Source organism: Pseudomonas sp. LTR0, from assembly GCF_036630035.1.
GTDB classification, from domain to species: domain Bacteria; phylum Pseudomonadota; class Gammaproteobacteria; order Pseudomonadales; family Pseudomonadaceae; genus Aquipseudomonas; species Aquipseudomonas putida_Y.
In genome coordinates this window covers 261,728-284,861 of the sequence record NZ_CP123734.1, presented here as the reverse complement: position 1 = coordinate 284,861, position 23,134 = coordinate 261,728, and the positions used below count along the sequence as shown (strand labels likewise).

Annotated in this window: 23 protein-coding genes and 1 tRNA gene; 14 read left to right on the top strand and 10 right to left on the bottom strand. The window is 61.2% G+C overall.

All coding sequences use genetic code 11. The annotated features are described in order from the left end of the window. Nucleotides 1-3: 3 nt before the first annotated feature. Nucleotides 4-951 carry a GlxA family transcriptional regulator gene (locus QCL51_RS01315; RefSeq protein ID WP_021782645.1) on the bottom strand — a complete coding sequence of 316 codons (948 nt, stop codon included), beginning with the start codon at nt 949-951 and terminating at the stop codon, nt 4-6. A gap of 145 nt (nt 952-1,096) precedes the next feature. Here QCL51_RS01315 and choX point away from each other — a divergent pair, with 145 nt between their 5' ends. From choX to QCL51_RS01295, 4 genes are all read left to right on the top strand, one after another. After that, nucleotides 1,097-2,041, top strand: coding sequence for a choline ABC transporter substrate-binding protein (choX, locus tag QCL51_RS01310; RefSeq protein WP_021782644.1), 945 nt, complete (start codon nt 1,097-1,099; stop codon nt 2,039-2,041). Nucleotides 2,042-2,164: 123 nt separating this feature from the next. Further along, on the top strand, nt 2,165-3,049 hold the full coding sequence (locus QCL51_RS01305; RefSeq protein WP_043202848.1) for a 3-keto-5-aminohexanoate cleavage protein: 885 nt from the start codon (nt 2,165-2,167) through the stop codon (nt 3,047-3,049). 162 nt (nt 3,050-3,211) lie between these two features. Then, nucleotides 3,212-4,177 carry an L-carnitine dehydrogenase gene (locus QCL51_RS01300; protein WP_021782642.1) on the top strand — a complete coding sequence of 322 codons (966 nt, stop codon included), beginning with the start codon at nt 3,212-3,214 and terminating at the stop codon, nt 4,175-4,177. A gap of 10 nt (nt 4,178-4,187) precedes the next feature. Beyond that, complete coding sequence (locus QCL51_RS01295; RefSeq protein WP_021782641.1) at nt 4,188-4,658, top strand: thioesterase family protein; 471 nt, start codon at nt 4,188-4,190, stop codon at nt 4,656-4,658. 219 nt (nt 4,659-4,877) lie between these two features. On the opposite strand, the gene QCL51_RS01290 is transcribed toward QCL51_RS01295, so the two are convergent. Further along, entirely contained in the window at nt 4,878-5,129 is a 252-nt protein-coding gene (locus QCL51_RS01290) for a hypothetical protein (RefSeq protein WP_021782640.1), read from the bottom strand. A gap of 339 nt (nt 5,130-5,468) precedes the next feature. Between QCL51_RS01290 and QCL51_RS01285 the strand changes: the two genes are divergently transcribed. Further along, nucleotides 5,469-5,726: a hypothetical protein gene (locus QCL51_RS01285; RefSeq protein ID WP_021782639.1), complete on the top strand. Its 258-nt coding sequence runs from the start codon at nt 5,469-5,471 to the stop codon at nt 5,724-5,726. Nucleotides 5,727-5,847: 121 nt separating this feature from the next. Here QCL51_RS01285 and QCL51_RS01280 read toward each other — a convergent pair whose 3' ends face one another. Continuing rightward, nucleotides 5,848-6,954, bottom strand: coding sequence for a GlxA family transcriptional regulator (locus QCL51_RS01280; RefSeq protein ID WP_021782638.1), 1,107 nt, complete (start codon nt 6,952-6,954; stop codon nt 5,848-5,850). A 494-nt stretch (nt 6,955-7,448) separates the two neighbouring features. Then, a complete protein-coding gene (locus QCL51_RS01275) occupies nt 7,449-8,825 on the bottom strand; it encodes an L-serine ammonia-lyase (RefSeq protein ID WP_019439081.1) in 1,377 nt (458 codons plus the stop codon). 452 nt (nt 8,826-9,277) lie between these two features. Between QCL51_RS01275 and QCL51_RS01270 the strand changes: the two genes are divergently transcribed. The 3 genes from QCL51_RS01270 (at nt 9,278) to choV (ending at nt 12,330) form a co-directional block, all read left to right on the top strand. Beyond that, nucleotides 9,278-10,225, top strand: a complete 948-nt coding sequence (locus QCL51_RS01270) for a choline ABC transporter substrate-binding protein (protein WP_021782637.1) — start codon at nt 9,278-9,280, stop codon at nt 10,223-10,225. Between the two features lie 81 nt (nt 10,226-10,306). Further along, nucleotides 10,307-11,155: a choline ABC transporter permease subunit gene (gene choW / locus QCL51_RS01265; protein ID WP_172402799.1), complete on the top strand. Its 849-nt coding sequence runs from the start codon at nt 10,307-10,309 to the stop codon at nt 11,153-11,155. Further along, a complete protein-coding gene (gene choV / locus QCL51_RS01260; protein WP_021782635.1) occupies nt 11,152-12,330 on the top strand; it encodes a choline ABC transporter ATP-binding protein in 1,179 nt (392 codons plus the stop codon). The genes choW and choV overlap by 4 nt, the downstream gene beginning before the upstream one ends. A gap of 117 nt (nt 12,331-12,447) precedes the next feature. Here choV and hisF read toward each other — a convergent pair whose 3' ends face one another. The 6 genes from hisF to QCL51_RS01230 all read right to left on the bottom strand — a co-directional run bounded on the left by hisF (nt 12,448) and on the right by QCL51_RS01230 (nt 17,333). Further along, a complete protein-coding gene (hisF, locus tag QCL51_RS01255; protein ID WP_013970495.1) occupies nt 12,448-13,218 on the bottom strand; it encodes an imidazole glycerol phosphate synthase subunit HisF in 771 nt (256 codons plus the stop codon). A 10-nt stretch (nt 13,219-13,228) separates the two neighbouring features. Then, the gene (gene hisA / locus QCL51_RS01250) at nt 13,229-13,966 is read right to left on the bottom strand and encodes a 1-(5-phosphoribosyl)-5-[(5-phosphoribosylamino)methylideneamino]imidazole-4-carboxamide isomerase (RefSeq protein ID WP_003255731.1); all 738 of its coding nucleotides are present in this window, start codon (nt 13,964-13,966) and stop codon (nt 13,229-13,231) included. A 27-nt stretch (nt 13,967-13,993) separates the two neighbouring features. Further along, nucleotides 13,994-14,254: a DUF2164 domain-containing protein gene (locus QCL51_RS01245; protein WP_021782634.1), complete on the bottom strand. Its 261-nt coding sequence runs from the start codon at nt 14,252-14,254 to the stop codon at nt 13,994-13,996. Further along, the gene (gene hisH, locus QCL51_RS01240; protein ID WP_176683582.1) at nt 14,255-14,893 is read right to left on the bottom strand and encodes an imidazole glycerol phosphate synthase subunit HisH; all 639 of its coding nucleotides are present in this window, start codon (nt 14,891-14,893) and stop codon (nt 14,255-14,257) included. It abuts the gene before it with no gap. Further along, entirely contained in the window at nt 14,894-15,487 is a 594-nt protein-coding gene (gene hisB / locus QCL51_RS01235) for an imidazoleglycerol-phosphate dehydratase HisB (protein WP_003255736.1), read from the bottom strand. 184 nt (nt 15,488-15,671) lie between these two features. Next, nucleotides 15,672-17,333 (bottom strand): OFA family MFS transporter, encoded by a 1,662-nt coding sequence (locus tag QCL51_RS01230; protein ID WP_338444568.1) that lies wholly within the window; start codon nt 17,331-17,333, stop codon nt 15,672-15,674. A 268-nt stretch (nt 17,334-17,601) separates the two neighbouring features. Between QCL51_RS01230 and QCL51_RS01225 the strand changes: the two genes are divergently transcribed. The 6 genes from QCL51_RS01225 to QCL51_RS01200 all read left to right on the top strand — a co-directional run bounded on the left by QCL51_RS01225 (nt 17,602) and on the right by QCL51_RS01200 (nt 23,062). Beyond that, nucleotides 17,602-19,848 (top strand): AsmA family protein, encoded by a 2,247-nt coding sequence (locus QCL51_RS01225; RefSeq protein WP_028697318.1) that lies wholly within the window; start codon nt 17,602-17,604, stop codon nt 19,846-19,848. Continuing rightward, nucleotides 19,845-20,912 (top strand): A/G-specific adenine glycosylase, encoded by a 1,068-nt coding sequence (gene mutY, locus QCL51_RS01220; protein WP_021782630.1) that lies wholly within the window; start codon nt 19,845-19,847, stop codon nt 20,910-20,912. The genes QCL51_RS01225 and mutY overlap by 4 nt, the downstream gene beginning before the upstream one ends. Further along, entirely contained in the window at nt 20,909-21,181 is a 273-nt protein-coding gene (locus QCL51_RS01215; protein ID WP_003255742.1) for an oxidative damage protection protein, read from the top strand. The genes mutY and QCL51_RS01215 overlap by 4 nt, the downstream gene beginning before the upstream one ends. Nucleotides 21,182-21,271: 90 nt before the next feature. Beyond that, nucleotides 21,272-21,347 (top strand) — tRNA-Phe (locus QCL51_RS01210). A gap of 169 nt (nt 21,348-21,516) precedes the next feature. Then, nucleotides 21,517-22,497 carry a polyphosphate kinase 2 gene (ppk2, locus tag QCL51_RS01205; protein WP_021782629.1) on the top strand — a complete coding sequence of 327 codons (981 nt, stop codon included), beginning with the start codon at nt 21,517-21,519 and terminating at the stop codon, nt 22,495-22,497. A 121-nt stretch (nt 22,498-22,618) separates the two neighbouring features. Next, nucleotides 22,619-23,062, top strand: coding sequence for a hypothetical protein (locus QCL51_RS01200; protein WP_021782628.1), 444 nt, complete (start codon nt 22,619-22,621; stop codon nt 23,060-23,062). Nucleotides 23,063-23,134 lie beyond the last annotated feature (72 nt).

Here is a 23,134-nt window from a genome sequence, read left to right as displayed (position 1 = left end):
AGCTCACTTTGTACCCCCAGGCCGACGCTCCTCCCGCGGGCACCTTCCAAACCTGAGCTTGTAGCGCCGCGTGAAATACGATGGCAGTTCAAAGCCACAGGCAAGGCTGACTTCAGTCACCGACATGTCGGTCTGGGCCAGCAGCTGGCGCGCCTTGTCCAGCCGTAACGCGAGATAGAAACTGCTCGGTGTGGCATCAAGGTGCATGCGAAACAAACGCTCCAATTGACGCCTTGTTACCCTGATCGCGGCAGCCAGATCCAGCGTGCTCAGTGGTGGCTCTATGTGTTTTTCCATTTCGCCGATGGCATGGATCAGCTTCTTGTTGCTGATGCCATAACGCGCACCGATCTGCATGCGCTGGTGGTCCTGGCGCTGACGGATGCGACCCAGCACGAACTGCTCGGACACCTTGACCGCCAGTTCGCTGCCGTGAGACTGGGCAATCAGGTGCAGCATCAAATCGATCGAGGCCGTTCCGCCGGCACAGGTGATGCGGCTGCGGTCAATCTCGAACAGCTCTTGGGTGGCCTGAAGGCCTGGATAGCGTTCCTTGAATGCCTCAAGCGCCTCCCAATGCAATGTCGCCCGGTAGCCCTCGAGCAGCCCTGCCTCGGCCAGCACCATCGCGCCCGTGTCGATACCACCGAGCATGACAGCTTCGTGGTTGAGCCGGCGCAGCGCATGCAGCAGTTTGGGTGCGACATTGGCCAGTGGCTCGAAGCCCGCAACCACCAGCAGGATGTTGGCCGGCTCCCCCTCCCCCAAGGCGGCATCGGCATTGATCGACATGCCATTGCTCGCCAGCACCGCCTCACCATCCAGGCTTAGCACCTGCCACCGGTACAACTGCCCACCAAAACGATTGGCCACCCGCAGTGGCTCCACCGCCGAAATGAACCCCATGGCGGAAAACCCGGGCACCAACAGAAAGGCTATCGTCTCCATCATCCCCTCCTCCACAGAAAACTGGTCGCCCAGGTGCTAATTCCTGTCGCTAGCGTGCGCTTGGGCAAGGTAGCGCCAGCGTAGCGTATTCACACGGTCCGCAGAGGCCGCCCTCAATAACAATACGCACTGCCGATGGAGAGCCACCATGCACAGCTTGATCCGCCGCAGCCTGTTGTCACTTGCCCTGAGCAGCATCGTTGCCACCCCGCTTTTCGCCGCCGAGCCCGCCGTCTGCAAAAACGTGCGCCTTGGTGTGGTCAACTGGACCGACGTCATTGCCACCAGCGCCATGGCCCAGGTGCTGCTCGACGGCCTGGGGTACCAGACCAAACAGACCAGTGCCTCGCAACAGATCATCTTCGCCGGCATCCGCGACAAGCGCCTGGACATGTTCCTGGGGTACTGGAACCCGATCATGACTCAGACCATTACCCCGTTCATCGATGCCAACCAGGTCAAAGTGCTGGACAAGCCAAGCCTGGAAGACGCGCGCGCCACCTTGGCCGTGCCGAAATACCTCTACGACAAGGGCCTGAAGACCTTCGCCGACATCCACAAGTTCGAGAAAGAGCTGGGCGGCAAGATCTATGGCATTGAACCGGGTTCCGGCGCCAACACCCAGATCAAGGCAATGATCACCAAGAACCAGTTCGACCTGGGCAAGTTCCAGCTGGTCGAGTCCAGCGAGGCCGGCATGCTCGCCGCCGTCGACCGTGCGGTGCGGCGCAAGGAGGCCGTGGTGTTCTTCGGCTGGGCGCCGCACCCGATGAACGTGAACATCGACATGGCCTACCTGGGTGACAGCCGGGATGCGCTCGGCCCTGACGAAGGCCGTGCGACGGTGTGGACAGTGACGGCGCCGGACTACGCCGAACGCTGCCCCAATGCCCACCGCCTGCTGGCCAACCTGAAGTTCAGCGCCGAGGACGAGAGCCGCATGATGCAGCCACTGCTCGACCACAAGGACGCGCTGGAATCGGCCCGCCAGTGGCTCAAGGACCACCCCGAGGACAAGGCGCGCTGGCTTGAGGGTGTGACCACCTTCGATGGCAAGCCGGCTGCTGACAACCTCAAGCTTACCGCCAACTGACAGGGCCCTTTCGCGGGCAAGCCCGCTCCCACAGGTACGCCGCCACACTCGGGATCACATTGATCCTGTGGGAGCGGGCATGCCCGCGAAAAAGCCAACACCGACATCACAAGGAACTGCACCATGAACCACGACGTCATCATCACCTGCGCCCTTACCGGCGCAGGCGACACCGCCTCGAAAAGCCACCTGGTCCCGGTTACCCCCAAGCAGATCGCCGAAGCCGCCGTGGAAGCCGCCAAAGCAGGTGCCACCGTGGTCCACTGCCACGTCCGCGACCCGCAGACCGGCCGTTTCAGCCGCGATGTGGCGCTGTACCGCGAAGTCATGGAGCGTATCCGCGAAGCCGACGTGGACATCATCGTCAACCTCACCGCCGGCATGGGCGGCGACCTGGAAATCGGCCCGGGTGAAACGCCGCTGGAGTTCGGCCCGGGCACCGACCTGATCGGCCCGCTGGAGCGCCTGGCCCATGTCGAAGCACTGTTGCCGGAAATCTGCACCCTCGATTGCGGCACCCTCAACTTTGGTGACGGCAACTCAATCTACGTGTCCACCCCGGCCCAACTGCGCGCCGGTGCCAAGCGCATTACCGAACTGGGGGTGAAGGCCGAGCTGGAAATCTTCGACACCGGCCACCTGTGGTTCGCCAAGCAAATGATGAAGGAAGGCCTGCTTGAAGATCCGTTGTTCCAGCTGTGCCTGGGCATCCCGTGGGGCGCACCGGCCGACACCACCACCATGAAGGCCATGGTCGACAACCTGCCTGCCAACGTCACCTGGGCCGGCTTCGGCATCGGCCGCATGCAGATGCCTATGGCTGCTCAGGCTGTGTTGCTCGGCGGCAATGTGCGGGTAGGTCTGGAGGACAACCTGTATCTGGACCGTGGCGTGCTGGCCAGCAATGGCCAACTGGTGGAACGCGCAAGCGAGATCATCACCCGCATGGGTGGCCGCGTGCTCAGCCCGGCAGAAGGCCGGGAAAAAATGAACCTCAAGCGCCGCTGATCCAACGATCGCAAATGCACCGAAGACCCTGTGGGAGCTGGCGTGCCCGCGAAGCAGGCAACGCGATGGATGGCACCGGCCGCGCCGGTGTTCGCGGGCATGCCCGCTCCCACAGGGTTAGGCAGTAACCCTGATGACTGTGTTTTACCCTGAGGACTAGCTATGCCCTTTATCACTGAAATCAAAACCTTCGCCGCCCTGGGTAGCGGCGTGATCGGCAGCGGCTGGGTTGCCCGCGCCCTTGCCCATGGCCTGGACGTGGTGGCCTGGGACCCGGCGCCCGGCGCCGAACAGGCACTGCGCAAACGGATCGCCAACGCCTGGCCGGCGCTAGAAAAACAGGGCCTGGCACCCGGCGCATCGCAAGACCGCCTGAAGTTCGTGGCGACCATCGAGGAATGCGTACGTAACGCCGATTTCATCCAGGAAAGCGCACCAGAGCGCCTGGACCTCAAGCTCGACCTGCACGCCAAAATCAGCGCCGCAGCCAAGCCTGACGCAATCATCGGTTCAAGCACTTCGGGCCTGCTGCCCAGCGAGTTCTACGAGTCGTCCACTCACCCTGAACGCTGCGTCGTCGGCCACCCGTTCAACCCGGTGTACCTGCTGCCGCTGGTCGAGATCGTCGGCGGCAGCCGCACCTCACCCGAGGCCATTGAAGCTGCCAAAACCATCTACACCGCACTCGGCATGCGCCCGCTGCATGTGCGCAAGGAAGTGCCAGGCTTCATCGCCGACCGCCTGCTCGAGGCGCTATGGCGCGAGGCTCTGCACCTGGTCAACGACGGGGTTGCCACCACGGGCGAAATCGACGACGCGATCCGTTTCGGCGCAGGCTTGCGCTGGTCGTTCATGGGCACGTTTCTGACCTATACCCTGGCCGGTGGCGATGCCGGCATGCGCCACTTCATGTCACAGTTCGGCCCTGCCCTGAAGCTGCCCTGGACGTACCTGCCAGCACCGGAACTGACCGACAAGCTGATCGACGATGTGGTGAGCGGCACCGCTGAGCAACAGGGCGAGCGCAGCATCGCTGCACTGGAGCGCTACCGTGACGACACCTTGCTGGCGGTACTGGAAGCGGTGAAGTCCAGCAAGGCCAGCCACGGCATGTCGTTCGGCGATTAAGGAGACCAAGATGCCTGCTTTGATCACTTACCGCACCACGGTCCAGGAGGACTGGGTCGATTACAACGGGCACCTGCGCGATGCCTTCTACCTGCTGATCTTCAGCTACGCGACCGACGCCCTGATGGAGCGCATTGGCCTGGACGCCGACAGCCGTGGGCAAAGCGGAAATTCGCTGTTCACGCTGGAGGCGCACATCAATTATCTGCACGAGGTGAAGCTGGGCACCGAGGTGTGGGTGCAGACGCAGATCATCGGGTTCGACCACAAGCGTCTTCACGTGTATCACAGCCTGCACCGGGCAGGGTTCGACGACGTCCTGGCGGCTAGCGAGCAGATGTTACTGCACGTGGACCTGGCGGGGCCGCAGTCAGCGCCTTTTGGGCACACCACTGTTTACCAATTGAACCACTTGGCAGAGCAACAGGAGGGGGCGCCGGCGCCGCAATACATCGGGCGCACCTTAAAACTTCCTTCTTGAATGACCAGGGAGCCGGCGCCAAGGTCTCCATAGATACGAAGCACCCTGGCGCCTTCACTCGCAACAATCAGACAGTACAGAAGCGGACAACCATAGCGAACGCTCTATATACTGGCCCGGTCAGTCTTCTTGTAAATCTGAACACTTCTGGTTTACCACCGCCAAAATGTACATCCGTGGTTATGCCCCAGAAAAGTTATTTTTCCGCCTAACAGCTCTTTACCATGTAAAAATGTTGACGGACATAACTTGCTCGGGGTAATCCACTGTCGAAGTCTTTACCTCAGCCCGCACGGGATCGACATAATTATCCTTGCTAACACTTTCAAGTGCTTCACGGCGCTGATCAGATTTAATCTGAAATAGCGTGCCGGCTAAACCTTCGAGATAATTCGAATGCTCCGAGGCTGTACACCCTGCAAAAATAAACACAGCACCTAACAAGCCAAACTTTAATTTTTCCCGGTCCATGTTCATGCTCCAGATATCGGAGCCTTACTCGTCCACGGACATCGATTCCCAAAAACCAATATAAATAACAGTTGCAAAAAAAATAACCCCGGAAAGCCGTGAGCTACCGGGGCCAAGAGCGAGCAACATCCACTGTGCGTGAGCGAGGGTGACCAAACCCTCTGTACCGTGAATGGCTTCAGTGTGCGTGCTTGCCTGGTAGGGGATTTAGTCGTAAACGACCTGTTCTTAGCCAAAGCAGCCATGGCGACATTCTGTCCTTGCGAGGCTGTCGCGCACGTCACAGAATCGGTCGTAAATCACAGCAGCACTCTCTTAGCGATAAAAGGGACAACAGCCATGATGCATGCGGATTTGATTGATCAGGACGACCTCGCCGGCCACTTGCGCGCGCGCGGTTTCGATATTCCTGCCGGAGCCAGTGCCGAACAGGCTTGTGAAGCGGTGGTTCGCGGGCTGAACGAGCCCAATGCGCGAGCGCTGAAGGGGATGGTGGAGCAGATGTACACCGGTAGTGCGACGATCCTACCTGCGGTGCGCCAGGCCATCGACAAGCAACTGTTGCCGGCATTGGCGCAGTTCAACAAACGCGCGTAATTCATTTACCCAGGACCGGCCTCTTCGCGGAACATGCCCGCCCCCACAGGTCACCGCTGGCTCAAGCTCAGCGGGTGTGACCTGTGGGAGCGGGCGTGCCCGCGAAGAGGCCGGCGCGGTCTCAGAGCCTTACACTGGCAAATGTCGACTCGTTGCGCGCCTGGCTAAGGGCCGCCATCGGCCCGCTGTGCGGCGACAGGGTCATGGCCTGCGGAATCGGCATCATGGCCACCTGCTGCGCGGTGTTGGAGCCCACACGCTCGTCACGCGGCGGAATGCCAAAGTACTCGCGATAGCACTTGGAGAAGTGCGGGGTCGACACGAATCCGCACACCGATGCCACTTCGATGATCGACATTGGCGTCTGCTTCAGCAGCTGCCGCGCACGGATCAGGCGCAACTTCAGGTAGTAGCGCGACGGCGAGCAGTGCAGGTACTTCTGGAACAGGCGCTCAAGCTGGCGTCGCGAAACCGATACATACACCGCCAGTTCGTCCAGGTCGATCGGCTCCTCCAGATTGGCCTCCATCAACGCGACGATTTCCTGCAACTTCGGCTGGTTGGTGCCAAGCATGTGTTTGAGCGGCACACGCTGGTGGTCCTGCTCGTTGCGAATACGCTCGTAGACGAACATCTCGGAAATCGCCGCCGACAGCTCACGGCCGTGATCACGGCTGATCAGGTGCAGCATCATGTCCAGCGGCGCGGTACCACCGGAGCTGGTGAAGCGGTTGCGGTCAAGGGTGAACAGGCGGGTGCTCATGTTCACCCGCGGGAAGGCTTCCTGCATTGCGGCCAGGCATTCCCAGTGCACGCTGCAATCGAAGCCGTCGAGCAGGCCAGCGCAGGCCAGTGCCCAACTGCCGGTGCACACGGCACCCAACCTGCGCGACTGACGGGCCTGGGCTTGCAACCAGGTGACGTGTTCACGGGTGACGGAACGCTGGATGCCAACACCACCACAGACAATCACGGTGTCGATGGGCGGAGCATTGCTGATTGCCGCATCCGGTGTGATTTGCAGACCATCGCTGGCCCACACCTGACCGCCATCGATCGTCAGCGTGTGCCACCGATACAGCTCACGGCCAGACAGCTGGTTGGCCATGCGCAGCGGCTCGACCGCCGATGCCAGGGAAATCAGGGTGAAATTGTCCAATAGAAGAAACCCGATGGACTGGGGTGTTGTGCGGTTCTGGGTTGGATTCCCGGAGTTGTACGACGTCATCGCGATTTCTCCTCACACAAATGCAGGGTGTGCCTCAGGCGGGCACTTACTTCTTGTTATGACCCCTCGGTCATTTTCCGGGGGTAGGCTTGCCAATCTCAACGCAAACGCCGTGCCTAAACTTGAACGGCCATCCAAAAAAACCTGAAAACGACGCCTTTATTGGGCATTTCAAGTACTTGCATCGTGTTGGCCAGTCGTCCAAAACAGGCGAGCTAGCGCGTTGCCTGTAACGGTTGAGCAGTTTAGTGACACGCGCCGCGTGGGTTTCCCAGAAGCGACACCTTTAAGTGTCACCGACAACCCTCACACTGATCGCGACATCCGACGATCGGTAGCGTGGCGCCGCACCATAAAGAGGCATAGGCGGTTGTGTTGCACCTGCATCAGCCTCAAGGGCCTCTTCGCGGGCAAGCCCGCTCCTACAGGGATTTGCACAGTTCCTGTAGGAGCGGGCTTGCCCGCGAAGACGCCCTGGAGGTCAGATCAGCAAATCAGCACTCGATAGCGCTGACCGCCAGGCCACCGCGCGAGGTCTCTTTGTACTTGTCGTGCATATCGGCCCCGGTATCGCGCATGGTGCGGATTACCTGATCGAGGGAAATGAAGTGCTCACCATCACCGCGTAACGCCATCTGCACCGCGTTGATGGCCTTCACCGCAGCAATCGCGTTGCGCTCGATGCAGGGCACTTGCACCAACCCGCCAACCGGGTCGCAGGTCAGGCCAAGGTTATGTTCCAGGGCAATTTCAGCGGCGTTCTCAACCTGTGCGGGAGTGGCGCCGAGTACTTCGGCAAGGCCTGCTGCGGCCATCGCGCAGGCCGAGCCGACTTCCCCCTGGCAACCTACTTCGGCACCAGAGATCGAGGCGTTCTTCTTGCACAGGATGCCCACGGCGGCGGCGGCCAGGAAGTAATCGACAACGCTGGACTCATCAACCTCATCACTGAAACGCATGTAGTAATGCAGCACCGCCGGGATGATGCCCGCCGCGCCGTTGGTTGGTGCGGTCACCATGCGCCCGCCGGCGGCGTTTTCTTCATTGACCGCCAAGGCGAACAGGTTGACCCATTCCATGGCGCTCATGGTCGAGCCGATCACGTTGGGCTTGCCGATTTCCTGCAGGCTGCGGTGCAGCTTGGCGGCGCGGCGGCGCACGTTCAGCCCGCCCGGTAGCGTGCCCTCGTACTTGAGGCCGTTGTTGACGCATTCCTGCATGGCTTCCCAGAGCTTGTGCAGGCCAGCGCGGATGTCTTCCTCGCTGCGCCAGACCTTCTCGTTGGCCATCATCAATTGCGACACGCTGAGGTCGTTTTGCTTGCACAGGCGCAGCAGTTCGGCGGCGCTGTTGAAGTCGTACGGCAACACCGTCTGGTCAGCATCCAGCACACCGCTGGCGGCTTGGGCTGCATCGACTACAAAGCCGCCACCCACCGAGTAATAGGTGTCGCGGTGCAACTCGCCCTGCTCGCCTTCGGCAATCAGGGTCATGGCGTTGGGGTGATACGGCAGGTTCTCGTCCAGCAGCAGCATGTCGCGGGCCCAGACGAACTCGATGGGCAAGCGGCTATCCAACTGCAGGGTGTTGGTTTCGCGCAGGTCGGCGATACGCGGCACGATCTGGGTCGGGTCAATGGCGTCAGGCCACTCGCCCATCAGGCCCATGATGGTGGCGTTGTCGGTGCCATGACCAATACCGGTGGCCGACAGCGAGCCATACAGGCGCACTTCGATCCGTTTTACACGTTCCAGCTCGCCGCGTTCGCGCAGGCCCTGAACGAACAGGGCGCCAGCACGCATGGGGCCGACGGTGTGGGAGCTGGAGGGCCCGACACCGATCTTGAACAGGTCGAACACGCTGATGGCCATTGTCGAATCACCTCTTGCTGGGCTTGTCTCTGCGCGCCATGCGCAGGGCGGAGTAGCTGCTAGGCTCAAACAGCGGGCCGCCTTGAATGCCAGCATCATCGGGCTTTTACCGCCCACCTCGCCGTCTGCAACCGACGTACTTTTGTCCAGCAGCGCCGCGCTGTTTTTAACGAGGAACTGCGCCCACCACGCCGTTTTCCAGCGGCCTGGTGACGCAAAAATGCGTGTGAGGAGGTGGAAAAATCCATAAGCGACATCGCCCATACTGGATACGACCCGTTCCGTACTGGATACGACCCCACCAGTAGGCGATTGCCCGGCGCTGGAGGATTATCGAAAGCGACTCGTAAAGCACGGCCACGCATCCTGCCCTCTGCAGGCCTGGTCGACCGGACCCTCAGAAAGCCCGGCGACCCACGCGAACCCGAAGACAATATCTCAGGAGTCCATCCATGAAAGGTTCACCCTCGCTGTTGCTGGTTGCGTTGCTGTCCGCGCCATTGCTGGCCCAGGCAGCCGAACCCGAGCAGTGTCAGACTGTACGCTTCTCCGATGTCGGCTGGACCGACATCACAGTCACGACCGCGACCACCAGCGTTGTGCTCGAAGCACTGGGTTACAAGACCCACACCACCATGATCTCGGTACCGGTGACCTACAAGTCGCTGGCCACCGGCAAGGACCTGGACGTGTTTCTCGGCAACTGGATGCCGACCATGGAGAACGACATCAAGCAATACCGCGACGCCGGCACGGTAGAAACCGTGCGCGCCAACCTGGAAAACGCCAAGTACACCCTGGCAGTCCCCCAGGCGCTGTATGACAAGGGCCTGAAAGATTTCAGCGACATTCCCAAGTTCAAGAAAGAACTGAACGGCAAGATCTACGGCATCGAACCGGGTAACGACGGCAACCGCACCATCCAGAGCATGATCGACAAGAACGCCTTTGGCTTGAAGGACGCCGGTTTCAAGATCGTGCAGTCCAGCGAGGCGGGCATGCTGTCGCAGGTTGATCGCGCGCAGAAACGCGGCGAGGCAATGGTGTTCCTGGGCTGGGAGCCACACCCGATGAACACTCGCTTCAAGATGCAGTACCTGACCGGCGGGGACGAATTCTTCGGCCCCGACTTCGGCAAGGCCACCGTGCTGACCAACACCCGCAAGGGGTATACGCAGGAATGCAGCAACGTTGGCCAACTGCTTAAAAACCTGTCGTTCGAGCTCAAGGATGAAAGCACCATGATGGGCTATGTCCTGGACGACAAGATGAAACCCGAAGCCGCCGCCAGAAAATGGATCAAGGACAACCCAGGCAAGCTGGATGCCTGGCTGGCCGGCGTAACTACCGTTGATGGCAAACCCGGCCTGGAGGCGGCCAAGGCCAAGCTTACGCAATAACGAACTACGCAGTAGCGCTACCTCGGGGCAGGACCGTGCCTGCTCCGGGTTGATTTCAATCTATGCAGGTGGAAGCTCGCTATCATGCTTATCGATCAGAAAATACCCTTGGGCCAGTACATCGCGTCGTTCGTCGAATGGCTGACCCAGCATGGCGCGAATTACTTCGACGCCATCGCGCAAGGCCTGGAGTTCATGATCTACGGGGTTACCAGTATCCTTACCTGGTTCAACCCGCTCGTTCTCATCGCCCTGTTCGCCGCCCTGGCGCACCTGATCCAGCGCAAGTGGGCGCTTACCGCGTTCGTTGCCCTGTCGTTCCTGCTGATCCTCAACCTGGGTTACTGGCAGGAAACCATGGAAACCCTGGCGCAGGTCACCTTCGCCACGGTGGTATGTGTGTTGATCGGCGTACCACTGGGCATCCTCGCCGCGCACAAACCGATGTTCTATACCGCCATGCGCCCGGTGCTCGACCTGATGCAGACGGTGCCCACCTTCGTCTACCTGATCCCTACCCTGACCCTGTTCGGCCTGGGCGTGGTACCGGGGCTGATCTCCACCGTGGTGTTCGCCATCGCAGCGCCCATTCGCCTGACCTACCTGGGCATCTGCGACGTGCCGCAAGAGTTGATGGACGCCGGCAAGGCCTTTGGCTGCTCGCGTCGGCAACTGCTTACCCGTATCGAACTTCCGCACGCGATGCCAAGCATCGCCGCCGGTGTCACTCAATGCATCATGCTGTCGCTGTCGATGGTGGTAATTGCCGCCCTGGTCGGCGCTGACGGCCTGGGCAAACCTGTGGTCAACGCACTGAACACCGCCGATATCTCCCTGGGCTTCGAAGCGGGCCTGGCGATCGTGCTGCTGGCAATCATGCTCGACCGTATCTGCAAGCAACCGGAACTGCCGGTAAGGGGTGAGGCATGAGCATCATTCGTTTCGAAGACGTCGACGTCATCTTCTCCAACAAGCCGCGCGAGGCACTGTCGCTGCTGGACCAAGGCCAGACCCGCGAGCAGATCCTCAAGCAGACCGGCCTGGTGGTGGGTGTCGAAAAGGCCAACCTCGATATCAACAAAGGCGAGATCTGCGTGCTGATGGGCTTGTCCGGCTCGGGCAAGTCGAGCCTGCTGCGCTGCATCAACGGCCTCAACACCGTCAGCCGCGGCAAGTTGTTCGTCGAACATGAAGGCAGGCACATCGACATTGCCAACTGCTCCGCGGCCGAACTGAAGATGATGCGCACCAAGCGCATTGCCATGGTGTTCCAGAAGTTTGCCCTGATGCCCTGGCTGACGGTGCGCGAGAACATCAGCTTTGGCCTGGAGATGCAGGGTCGTCCGGAAAAGGAACGGCGCAAGCTGGTCGACGAGAAGCTTGAGCTGGTGGGCCTGACCCAGTGGCGCAACAAGAAGCCGGATGAGCTTTCTGGCGGCATGCAACAGCGCGTGGGCCTGGCCCGGGCGCTGGCGATGGATGCCGACATCTTGCTGATGGACGAACCGTTCTCGGCGCTGGATCCCCTGATCCGCCAGGGCCTGCAAGATGAGCTGCTTGGCCTGCAGGCCAAGCTGAGCAAAACCATCGTGTTCGTCAGCCACGACCTGGACGAAGCGCTGAAACTGGGTACCCGCATTGCGATCATGAAAGACGGGCGGATCATCCAGTACAGCAAACCGGAGGAGATCGTGCTGAACCCGGCCGACGAATACGTGCGCACCTTCGTCGCCCATACCAACCCGCTGAACGTGCTGTGCGGCCGCAGCCTGATGCGCAGCCTGGACAACTGCAAACGGGTCAATGGCTCGGTGTGCCTGGACCCAGGTATCGACTCGTGGCTGGACCTTGGCGAAGGCGGCGCGCTAAAGCGTGCACGCCAGGGCCAGAACGGTCTGGACATGCAGAAATGGGCACCGGGGCAAGATGTGGAGTTGCTGGAGCGCAGGCCGACTGTGGTGCACGCCGATATTGGCATGCGTGACGCACTGCAGATTCGTTATCAGACCGGCAACAAGCTGGTGCTGCAGGATAACGACAAGGTGGTGGGGATTCTCGGGGATACCGAGCTTTACCACGCGCTGCTCGGCAAGAACCTCGGTTGAGGCAATTGGGGCCGCTTCGCGGCCCTTCGCGGGCACGCCCGCTCCCACAGGTTTGCTGAGATCTCTGTGGGAGCGGGCGTGCCCGCGAAGGGCTGCAAAGCAGCCCCGATCAATGGATCAGCGAACGACAATCCCGCGCGAAGCCATGTAGGCCTTGGCCTCCGGCACTGTGTACTCGCCAAAGTGGAAGATGCTGGCCGCCAGCACCGCGCTGGCGTGCCCTTCCAGAATGCCGTCTGCCAGGTGCTGCAGGTTACCCACGCCCCCCGAGGCAATCACCGGAATGCCCAGCGCATCACTGATAGCGCGGGTGACCCCCAGGTCGAAGCCATTCTTCATGCCGTCCTGGTCCATGCTGGTCAGCAGGATCTCGCCAGCGCCCAGGCCTTCCATCTTCTTCGCCCACTCGACTGCATCCAGCCCGGTCGGCTTGCGCCCGCCGTGAGTGAAAATCTCCCAACGCGGCTCTTCACCTGGCCCGGACACTTTCTTGGCATCGATGGCGACAACGATGCACTGCGAACCGAAACGGTCCGCCGCCTCGCCGACAAACTCCGGGTTGAACACCGCGGCGGTGTTGATCGAGACCTTGTCGGCACCGGCGTTGAGCAGGTTGCGGATGTCCTGCACGGTACGCACGCCACCGCCGACCGTCAGCGGGATGAACACCTGGCTGGCCATGCGCTCGACGGTATGCAGCGTGGTGTCGCGGCCATCGACGCTGGCGGTGATGTCGAGAAAGGTGATTTCGTCGGCACCTTGCTCGTCGTATCGACGGGCGATTTCCACCGGGTCGCCGGCGTCACGGATGTTCTCGAACTTGACGCCCTTGACCACCCGGCCGTTGTCCACGTCCAGGCAAGGGATAATGCGCTTGGCCAGTGCCATGGTTCAGTCCTCAGCCTTGGTAGTTGTCACAGAAGGCCTGGGCCTCAGCGACATCCAGGGTGCCTTCGTAGATGGCACGGCCAGTGATGGCGCCGATGATGCCCGGGGCCTTGGCGTCCAGCAGGGCCTTGATGTCGCCCAGGTTGTGAATGCCACCCGAGGCGATCACCGGGATACGGGTGGCTTCAGCCAGTGCCTTGGTGAAGGGCACGTTGCAGCCCTGCATCATGCCGTCCTTTGCAATGTCGGTGTAGACGATCGCCGAGACGCCATCGGCCTCGAAACGCTTGGCCAGGTCGATGACCTGCACCGAGCTGACTTCGGCCCAACCGTCGGTGGCGACGAAACCGTCCTTGGCGTCCAGGCCGACGATGACCTTGCCCGGGAAGGCTTTGCACGCTTCAGCGACGAACTCGGGCTGCTTGACTGCCTTGGTGCCGATGATCACGTAGCTGACGCCAGCCTTGACGTAGTGTTCGATGGTTTCCAGCGAACGGATACCGCCGCCGATCTGGATCGGCAGGTTCGGGTAGCGCTTGGCGATGGCGGTAACCACTTCACCATTGACCGGCTGGCCTTCGAAGGCGCCGTTGAGGTCGACCAGGTGCAGGCGGCGGCAGCCACCCTCGACCCACTTGGCGGCCATGCTCACCGGGTCGTCGGAAAATACCGTAGAGTCTTCCATGCGGCCCTGGCGCAGGCGCACGCAAGCACCGTCCTTCAGATCGATAGCGGGGATAATCAGCATCTTGGGAACCTGTCTATTTGTTGGGTTTCAGGGCTTCTCGAGTGCCCACAGGTCGCTTTCGATGCTCTCGAACCGCTCCTTGAGGTGCAGCTGAACATCGGCAATCGCCCTGTTGTAGTAATGGGGTGCAATCTCTTTGCTGAACAGCTCGAGGACCTCGGCCACCTCGAATGACCCCAACTGCAGCTCGAAGCGGTCTTCGAGGAAGCGCTTCAAGGTATCGAGCGCTTCGCGCTCCTGTTCGGGGGCAAGGGTGATGCTCGGGGCCTTGGTCTTCGACCTGCTCATTTACCAGCGCCCGTCCCAGGCGATGAAGTTCTGCAGCAACTGCAGGCCATGGGTATGGCTCTTCTCCGGGTGGAACTGCACGGCAAAACGCGAACCGTCGGCCAGCGCTGCGGCGAAGTCGACGCCATAGTGACCGCGCCCCACCACCTGGCCTGGTTTGCCGGCATTGATGTAGTAGCTGTGCACGAAGTAGAAACGTGCGCGGTCAGGGATGTCGTGCCACAGCGGGTGATCGATGGTCTGGGCGACTTCGTTCCAGCCCATGTGCGGCACCTTAAGGTGCTCGCCGTCTTCTTGCAGGTCTTTGCCGAAAAAGCGCACCTGGCCAGGGAACAGGCCGATGCAGTCGACGCCGGTGTTTTCCTCACTGTGTTCGAGCAGCGCCTGCATACCGACGCAGATGCCAAGGAACGGGCGGTCCTGGCTGACTTCGCGCACCAGGCTGTCGAAGCCAAGGCGGCGGATCTCGGCCATGCAGTCGCGAATCGCGCCCACGCCCGGGAACACCACACGGTCGGCCTCGCGGATCACTGAGGCATCGCTGGTAACCAGCACTTTACCGGCACCTACGTGCTCAAGCGCCTTGGCCACCGAGTGCAGGTTACCCATGCCATAGTCGATTACGGCTACCGTTTGCATTTACAGGCACCCTTTGGTGGAAGGCATCTGCCCGGCCATACGCTCGTCGAGAGTGATGGCCATGCGCAGGGCGCGGCCGAAAGCCTTGAATACGGTTTCGATCTGGTGGTGGGTGTTGTGACCACGCAGGTTATCGATGTGCAGGGTTACCAGGGCATGGTTGACGAAGCCCTGGAAAAACTCCTGGAACAGGTCGACATCGAAGCCACCAACGCTGGCACGGGTATACGGCACGTGCATCTGCAGGCCTGGGCGGCCAGAGAAGTCGATGACCACGCGTGACAGCGCTTCGTCCAGCGGCACGTAGGCGTGGCCGTAGCGGAAGATACCTTTCTTGTCACCGATGGCTTGGGCGAATGCCATGCCCAGGGTGATGCCGACGTCTTCGACGGTATGGTGATCGTCGATATGCGTGTCACCCTTGCACTCGATATCCAGATCGATCAGCCCATGGCGGGCGATCTGGTCCAGCATGTGTTCAAGGAAGGGCACACCGATATCGAATCGGGCCTTGCCACTGCCATCGAGGTTGATCGAGCACTTGACCTGGGTTTCCAGGGTATTGCGCTCGACGGAAGCCTTACGTTCAACCATCACCAGCTCCGCAAAATCATTGGGCGAAAAGGGTTTCATTATAGGCCCAGAACGCGCCAGCTTGAAACGCGGATGACATATGGCAAAGCCAGGATCTACACGGACTGAATACCGCTACAGGTCTATACAACCACAACGGCCCGCTCCTGCATCTGCGAAAGGGGCGCAACGCGCCCCCTGCTGATCAATGGAACAGCACAGCGGTCTTCTGCAAGGTCACCCAGACACCCCAGGCCAACGGCACAACCACCACCGCCCACGCCAGCAGCACCAGTGGCAGGCTGCCTGGCGCCGCTTTCCACTCCAGCGACCGCGCCCCATCGGCGCCCTTGTCATGGCTCAACGCGCGCTCGGCCGTCAGTTCGGCATCACTCATGAAGTGCTTGTCGGCCACCGGACGCACCAGCATGTTGCAGATAAAGCCCAGCACCAGCAGACCCGCGAGGATGTACAAGGTCATGTCATAAGCCGCCGCCCGCTCCACGCCCGCCGCCAGTTGATACTCGCGCAGGTAGGTGATCAGCACCGGCCCCAGCAACCCGGCTGCCGCCCAAGCGGTCAGCAGGCGGCCATGAATGGCACCCACCATCTGCGTGCCGAACAGGTCGGCCAGGTAGGCCGGCACCGTTGCAAAGCCACCGCCATACATCGACAGAATGATGCAGAACGCGGCCACGAAAAGTGCCACGTTGCCCAGGTGCCCCATGTTCGGTACCAGGCTGTACAAGCCCACACCCAAAGCGAAGAAGGCAAAGTAGGTGTTCTTGCGGCCGATGTAGTCGGAGAACGATGCCCAGAAGAACCGGCCGCCAATGTTGAACAGGCTCAGCAGGCCGGTAAAGCCGGCGGCGATCGCGGCAATTTGCGCCAACTGCGCAGTGCTCAGCTGGCTGAAGGTCAGTTCGTTGCCCAGTAATTTACCGGCGAACACTTCCTGCAGCAGCGGCGAAGCCATACCGATAATGCCGATGCCCGCCGACACGTTCAGGCACAGCACCAGCCAGATCAGCGCGAACTGCGGGGTCTTCCAGGCCACACTGACGTGCACGTGACGGTCGGTGACCATGGCGTTACTGGCATTCTTCAACGGCGCAGCCCAGCCTTCAGGCTTCCAGCCGGTCGGTGGTACGCGATACGCCAAGGCGCCAGCGGTCATGAACACGAAGTAGATCGCCGCCATGGCGACAAAGCTCTGCCATACCCCAACTTCGTGCTCATTGCCAAAATGCCCCATAAGCGCGGTGGCCAGCGGTGCCCCTACCATGGCCCCGCCGCCAAAGCCCATGATCGCCATACCGGTGGCCATGCCGCGTTTGTCCGGGAACCACTTGATCAAGGTCGACACCGGCGAGATGTAGCCCAGGCCCAGGCCGATACCGCCGATCACGCCGGAGCCAAGCCACATCAGCCACAGCTGATGGGTTTTCACACCTATCGCCGAAAGCAGCATGCCACCGCACCAGCACAACGCCGACACCAGGCCAGCCTTGCGCGGGCCGGCGTGCTCCAGCCAGCCGCCCAGCACCGCCGCCGAGCAGCCGAGGAATACGAAGAACAGGGTGTAGATCCAGCTCAGCATCGAGATTGGCCAGTCGCATTCGGCGCTGAACATTCGGGCCATGAAGCCCATGTCTGCTGCACAGGCGACGGGGGCGGTGATCCCAAGGGCTTGCGACAAAGGCAGCCAGAATACCGAGAAGCCGTAGGCCATACCGATGCACAGGTGAATAGCCAGGGCGGCTGGCGGAACCAGCCAGCGGTTGAAGCCTGGGCGGGCGATTATGCGTTCCTTCGACAGGAAACCTGGCGCACTGGCCGAGGTTCCCGTCGCGACAGTACTGGTCATGGATCTGATCCTTGTTATTGGGAAGGTGCTCGCGAAGCGGCGCAAGGGTAGCAGCATCAAGCAGGATGAAAGCAATCTGCCATCGTTCAATTCTGCCCGACTGAAACGGTCATGGTTCCGGCACAAGCTCAATATTAAGCTGTCGAAAGCCGTACCATCTGATACAGGCGTAGGAATTTCCTACATCTCTAGTCGTACAAGCAGGGGGAACCGCTACAGCGTTATACTCTGCCGCCTGAACTCACTAACGGACTAAAAGGACTCGCCCATGAAAGCGTTCGGCAAAATCCTGGGACTGGGGCTTCTCGGGTTACTGCTGATCATCGTGGCGCTGGGCTTCGCCCTGACCCACCTCTTTGATCCCAACGACTACAAAGACGAGATTCGCCAGTTGGCACGCGACAAGGCTCACATCGAACTGACCCTCAACGGTGACATCGGCTGGAGCCTGTTCCCGTGGCTGGGCCTGGAGCTGCACGAAGCCAGCATCGCTACCTTGAACAAACCCAAGGAGCCGTTCGCCGATCTGCAGATGCTTGGCCTTTCAGTCCGTGTGCTGCCGCTGCTGCGTCGCGAAGTACAAATGAGCGACGTACGTGTCGAAGGCCTGAACCTGACCCTGACGCGCGACGAACAGGGCCATGGCAACTGGGAGGACATCGGCAAGCCGCTGCCCGCGGAGAATGGCGCAAGTACCAATGCACCGGCACAGGCACCTGCCGAGCAGAAGCCTGCGACCGTCGACAGCAACGAGCGCGCCATCAAGCTGGACATCGACAGCCTGACCGTGAACAACGCCCGCGTGCAGTACACCGATGCCAAGACCGGTCACAGCTACAGCGCCGAGAGCATCCAGCTGAGCACCGGCCCGGTCCATGAAGGCGCAAACATCCCGCTCAAGGCCAGCGCCTTCATCAGCGCCAGCCAGCCGAACATCAAGGCCCGTACCGAACTGGCCGGCGAATTGCGCTTCGACCGCAAGCTCAAGCGCTACAACTTCGAAGACATGCGCCTGTCGGGCGAGACCTCGGGTGAGCCAACTGGCGGCAAGACCGTGACTTTCGCCGCCCAAGGCCAACTGCTGGTCGACCTGGCCGCCAATGTCGCCACGTGGAACGGCCTGAAAGTTTCGGCCAACCAACTGCGCGCCCTCGGTGAGCTGAACCTGCGTGATCTGGACAAGGCACCCCAGCTGAGCGGCGGCCTGTCCATCGCCCAGTTCAACCTGCGCACCTTCCTTGAAAGCATCGGCCGCCCGCTGCCGGCCACCAACGACCCGGCCGCCTTCGCCAAACTGGAACTGGTAACTCGCCTGAAGGGCACGCCTGACAGCCTGGCCCTGGAAGACCTGGCGGTGAAGCTGGACGACAGCACCTTCAGCGGCCGCGTGGCCGTCGAAGATTTCGCCAGACAGGCCCTGCGCCTGCAGCTTAAGGGCGACACCTTCGACGCCGACCGCTACCTGCCGGCCAAGAGCGAAGAGGCCAAGGGCGCCACCGCTGCGCGCCAGGCCGAGGTCAAGCAACAAGAGGCCAGCGCCGTAGCCAGTGCCGGCTCCACACCACTGCCCAGTGCCCCGACACAAGTGGCATGGAGCGACGACAAGCTGCTGCCGGTCGACCGTTTGCGCGCCCTCGATCTGCAGGCCGACCTGGCCTTCGGCTCGTTGACCCTGGATAAGCTGCCGATCGAAAACGCCCAGCTAAAGGCCGTTGGCCAAGGCGGCCTGCTGACCCTGCAAACCCTGCGCGGAGAGCTGTACAACGGCACCTTCGAAGCCAAGGGCACGGTCGACGTGCGCCCTGCCGTGCCGCAGCTGGGTGTGAACACCAACATCCAGCGGGTGCCGGTGGAGCACTTCATCAAGGCCGAAGGCAAGGAACAGACGCCACCAGTCAAGGGCCTGCTGACCCTGACCAGTGATCTGACAGCCACCGGTAACAGCCAGAAGGCACTGGTCGACACCCTGAACGGCAGCGCAAACTTCGCCATCAACGATGGCGTGCTGGTCAATGCCAACCTGGAACAGCAACTGTGCCAGGCCATCGCCACGCTCAATCGCAAGACGCTGAGCAGCGAACCACGCGGCAAGGACACCCCGTTCCAGGAACTGCGCGGCAGCCTGGTCATACGCAATGGCGTCGCCAGCAACCCGGACCTCAAGGCGCGCATCCCGGGCCTGACCGTCAACGGCCATGGTGACCTCGACCTGCGCGTGCTGGGCATGGACTACAACATCGGCGTAATCGTCGAAGGCGACCAGCGTGCCATGCCAGACCCGGCCTGCCAGGTCAACGAACGTTATGTGGGTGTTGAAGTCCCCCTACGCTGCCGTGGCCCGCTGGAACTCGGCGCAAAGGCCTGCCGCCTGGACCAGAACGGCCTGGGCAAGGTTGCCGCCAAACTGGCCGGCAACCGCCTGAAAGACAAGATCGATGAAAAGCTTGATGAAAAACTTGGAGACAAAGTGAGCCCGGAACTGAAAGACGCGCTCAAGGGGCTGTTCAAGCGATGAGCCCCGAGCAGTTCTCCAGCGCTGTGCTGGACTGGTATGACGAGCACGGCCGGCACGACCTGCCCTGGCAACAGGGCATCACCCCGTACCGCGTGTGGGTGTCGGAAATCATGTTGCAGCAGACCCAGGTCAGCACCGTGCTCAACTACTTCGACCGCTTCATGCAAGCCCTGCCAACCGTGCAAGCCCTGGCCGAGGCACCGGAGGACGAAGTGCTGCACCTGTGGACGGGCCTGGGCTACTACACCCGCGCACGCAACCTGCAAAAGGCCGCCAAGGTCGTCGTCGAGCAACATGGCGGCGAATTCCCGCGCAGTGTCGAGCAGCTTACCGAGCTGCCCGGCATCGGCCGCTCCACTGCCGGCGCCATCGCCAGCATCAGCATGGGCATCCGCGCACCGATCCTCGACGGCAACGTCAAGCGCGTGCTGGCACGCTACACCGCCCAGGCGGGCTACCCAGGCGAACCCAAGGTTGCCAACCAGCTATGGGCCACTGCCGAGCGTTTCACCCCGCAACAACGCGCCAACCACTACACCCAGGCGATGATGGACATGGGCGCCACGCTGTGCACGCGCAGCAAGCCCAGCTGCCTGATCTGCCCGTTGCAGCGTGGCTGCGAAGCGCACCTGCACGGCGAAGAAACCCGCTACCCCGAGCCCAAACCGCGCAAGGCGCTGCCGCAACGGCGCACACTGATGCCTCTGCTGGCCAACCACGAAGGCGCCATCCTGCTTTACCGACGTCCTTCCAGCGGCCTGTGGGGTGGTTTGTGGAGCCTCCCGGAACTGGACGACATCACCCAGCTCGACGACCTGGCCTATCAGCACGGCCTGCGCCTGGCTGGCCGCCACGCCATGGACGGCCTGACCCATACCTTCAGCCACTTCCAGCTGGCGATCGAACCCTGGCTAGTACGCGTCGACCCGGTCGGCGAGCACGTGGCCGAGGCCGACTGGCTCTGGTATAACCTCGCCACCCCGCCGCGTCTGGGCCTCGCCGCCCCGGTGAAAAAGCTGCTTGAACGCGCGACCGACGAACTGATTGCAGGAGACGCCCGATGACCCGCACCGTGATGTGCCGCAAGTACCAAGAAGAACTACCAGGCCTGGAACGCCCGCCCTACCCCGGCGCCAAGGGCCAGGACATCTTCGAACACATCTCGCAGAAAGCCTGGGCCGACTGGCAGAAGCACCAGACCATGCTGATCAACGAAAAGCGCCTGAACATGATGAACGCCGAGGACCGCAAATTCCTCCAGGCCGAAATGGACAAGTTTTTCGCCGGCGAAGAATACGCCCAGGCCGAAGGCTACGTTCCACCGGCCGAATGACCCCAAAAATCGTAAGCGACGGAATTAATTTAAAATTTTTTCAAAAAGTCGTTGACGAGCGGTCCGGAAATCTATTTAATTCACCTCGTCGCCCAGATAGCTCAGTCGGTAGAGCAGAGGATTGAAAATCCTCGTGTCGGCGGTTCGACTCCGTCTCTGGGCACCACCTTCAAGCTTCTGGTGGTTGCAAAGTTACCCGAAGCGACAACAAGAAACCCGCCTAGTGCGGGTTTTTTGTTGTCTGTAATTTTTCTCATTGATCAGCATCAAATAGCCATTATTCGCTCACCTTCATAATCGAATACGGACATCCGCATCGACCAGCAAGGACCTCCATGAGCGAAGAATCACCCCTCCTGCTCCCCTCCCCCAGCGAATCCGCACTCACACCGATCCGCACCCGCCGCCCACGCCAGCGCAAGCCGGAGCCGACAATAACCAGCATCAGCCAGCAACCCGCAGCGCTGGAGGTTGCCACCGCCCCCAAGGGCAGCAACGAAGACAGCACCTCGGCGCGCCTGCCGGCCAACTACCCTTACCGTACCCGCCTGCGACGCCAGGACTACGATAAGGCCAAGCATGCGTTACAGATCGAGCTACTGAAGGTACAGAGCTGGGTGAAGGAAACCGGCCAGCGGGTGGTGATCCTGTTCGAAGGGCGCGATGCCGCAGGCAAGGGCGGCACCATCAAGCGCTTCATGGAGCACCTCAACCCACGCGGTGCGCGCATCGTCGCTCTGGAGAAGCCTTCCGAGCAGGAGAAAGGCCAGTGGTACTTCCAGCGCTACATCCAGCACCTGCCCACGGAGGGTGAAATGGTGTTCTTCGACCGTTCCTGGTACAACCGGGCCGGAGTCGAGAAGGTGATGGATTTTTGCACGCCACTGCAGTACCTGGAATTCATGCGTCAGACGCCAGACTTGGAGCGCATGCTGTGCAACAGTGGCATCCTGCTGTTCAAGTACTGGTTTTCGGTGAACCGCGAAGAGCAGCTGCGCCGTTTCATTTCGCGCCGGGACGACCCGCTCAAGCATTGGAAGCTGTCACCCATCGACATCAAGTCGCTAGACAAGTGGGAGGACTACACCTCGGCCAAGGAGGCGATGTTCTTCCATACCGATACAGCCGATGCGCCGTGGACGGTGATCAAATCAGATGACAAGAAGCGGGCGCGGATCAACTGCATCCGGCATTTCCTGCATTCGCTGGACTACCCGGGTAAAGACCCTCGGGTGGCGTATGCACCCGACCCTCTGCTGGTAGGCCGAGCTTCACGCGGCTTCGAAGAAGATGAGACTCCGCAGCCAGCCACCTGAACGCTCGGCATGCCTACCATCCCACAGACCTCTCCACTGCAGCGCTCGGGAGCACTGCTTGGGTTTATCGGGCAATTGCGCTTCAATACGCGCACTTTCAGACACACCCAAGGATTTGCCCATGGCCACCCCTACCAAGCAACAGAAACGCGCCAAGCGCGCCGCCAGCAAGGCCAAGCAGAACCGCATGGTACGCAGCGGCCAAGCGGTCAAGGCCAGCGCCGGCGACAGCGCCAGCGTCGAGCAGGTGTACAACAAGGCCATGGAGTCGGGCAGCTACGACGCGATGTTCAACAAGATGAAGGAAGCCCAGGAAGGCGGCCTGGTGCCAATGATCTCGGTGTTCCTGGTGGACCCGCTACTCGCCCTCGTGCTCAAGGGGCACAAGGAAGAACACGCCACCGACTACATCGTGCTGGTGTTCAACGCCTACCGCAAATGGCTGGACGGCGCTGACGAAGAGACCACCATGGCCTGGCTGGAGAGTGATGAATTCCAGGAAGCCTATATCGCAGCTTCCGAACTCGTGGCCAAGCAGCAGCAACAGCAGAAGCAGTTTGGCTGACAGGCCTGTGGTGAACCTGTGAGAGCGGGCTTGCCCGCGAAAGGGCCATCACAGGCGACAGAAAAGGCCGCA

Excerpts from the sequence above, each read along its gene's own strand:
- QCL51_RS01315 (WP_021782645.1), bottom strand. The coding sequence starts at position 951 with ATGATGGAGACGATAGCCTTTCTGTTGGTGCCCGGGTTTTCCGCCATG.
- choX (WP_021782644.1), top strand. The coding sequence starts at position 1,097 with ATGCACAGCTTGATCCGCCGCAGCCTGTTGTCACTTGCCCTGAGCAGC.
- QCL51_RS01305 (WP_043202848.1), top strand. The coding sequence starts at position 2,165 with ATGAACCACGACGTCATCATCACCTGCGCCCTTACCGGCGCAGGCGAC.
- QCL51_RS01300 (WP_021782642.1), top strand. The coding sequence starts at position 3,212 with ATGCCCTTTATCACTGAAATCAAAACCTTCGCCGCCCTGGGTAGCGGC.
- QCL51_RS01295 (WP_021782641.1), top strand. The coding sequence starts at position 4,188 with ATGCCTGCTTTGATCACTTACCGCACCACGGTCCAGGAGGACTGGGTC.
- QCL51_RS01290 (WP_021782640.1), bottom strand. The coding sequence starts at position 5,129 with ATGGACCGGGAAAAATTAAAGTTTGGCTTGTTAGGTGCTGTGTTTATT.
- QCL51_RS01285 (WP_021782639.1), top strand. The coding sequence starts at position 5,469 with ATGATGCATGCGGATTTGATTGATCAGGACGACCTCGCCGGCCACTTG.
- QCL51_RS01280 (WP_021782638.1), bottom strand. The coding sequence starts at position 6,954 with ATGACGTCGTACAACTCCGGGAATCCAACCCAGAACCGCACAACACCC.
- QCL51_RS01275 (WP_019439081.1), bottom strand. The coding sequence starts at position 8,825 with ATGGCCATCAGCGTGTTCGACCTGTTCAAGATCGGTGTCGGGCCCTCC.
- QCL51_RS01270 (WP_021782637.1), top strand. The coding sequence starts at position 9,278 with ATGAAAGGTTCACCCTCGCTGTTGCTGGTTGCGTTGCTGTCCGCGCCA.
- choV (WP_021782635.1), top strand. The coding sequence starts at position 11,152 with ATGAGCATCATTCGTTTCGAAGACGTCGACGTCATCTTCTCCAACAAG.
- hisF (WP_013970495.1), bottom strand. The coding sequence starts at position 13,218 with ATGGCACTGGCCAAGCGCATTATCCCTTGCCTGGACGTGGACAACGGC.
- hisA (WP_003255731.1), bottom strand. The coding sequence starts at position 13,966 with ATGCTGATTATCCCCGCTATCGATCTGAAGGACGGTGCTTGCGTGCGC.
- QCL51_RS01245 (WP_021782634.1), bottom strand. The coding sequence starts at position 14,254 with ATGAGCAGGTCGAAGACCAAGGCCCCGAGCATCACCCTTGCCCCCGAA.
- hisH (WP_176683582.1), bottom strand. The coding sequence starts at position 14,893 with ATGCAAACGGTAGCCGTAATCGACTATGGCATGGGTAACCTGCACTCG.
- hisB (WP_003255736.1), bottom strand. The coding sequence starts at position 15,487 with ATGGTTGAACGTAAGGCTTCCGTCGAGCGCAATACCCTGGAAACCCAG.
- QCL51_RS01230 (WP_338444568.1), bottom strand. The coding sequence starts at position 17,333 with ATGACCAGTACTGTCGCGACGGGAACCTCGGCCAGTGCGCCAGGTTTC.
- QCL51_RS01225 (WP_028697318.1), top strand. The coding sequence starts at position 17,602 with ATGAAAGCGTTCGGCAAAATCCTGGGACTGGGGCTTCTCGGGTTACTG.
- mutY (WP_021782630.1), top strand. The coding sequence starts at position 19,845 with ATGAGCCCCGAGCAGTTCTCCAGCGCTGTGCTGGACTGGTATGACGAG.
- QCL51_RS01215 (WP_003255742.1), top strand. The coding sequence starts at position 20,909 with ATGACCCGCACCGTGATGTGCCGCAAGTACCAAGAAGAACTACCAGGC.
- ppk2 (WP_021782629.1), top strand. The coding sequence starts at position 21,517 with ATGAGCGAAGAATCACCCCTCCTGCTCCCCTCCCCCAGCGAATCCGCA.
- QCL51_RS01200 (WP_021782628.1), top strand. The coding sequence starts at position 22,619 with ATGGCCACCCCTACCAAGCAACAGAAACGCGCCAAGCGCGCCGCCAGC.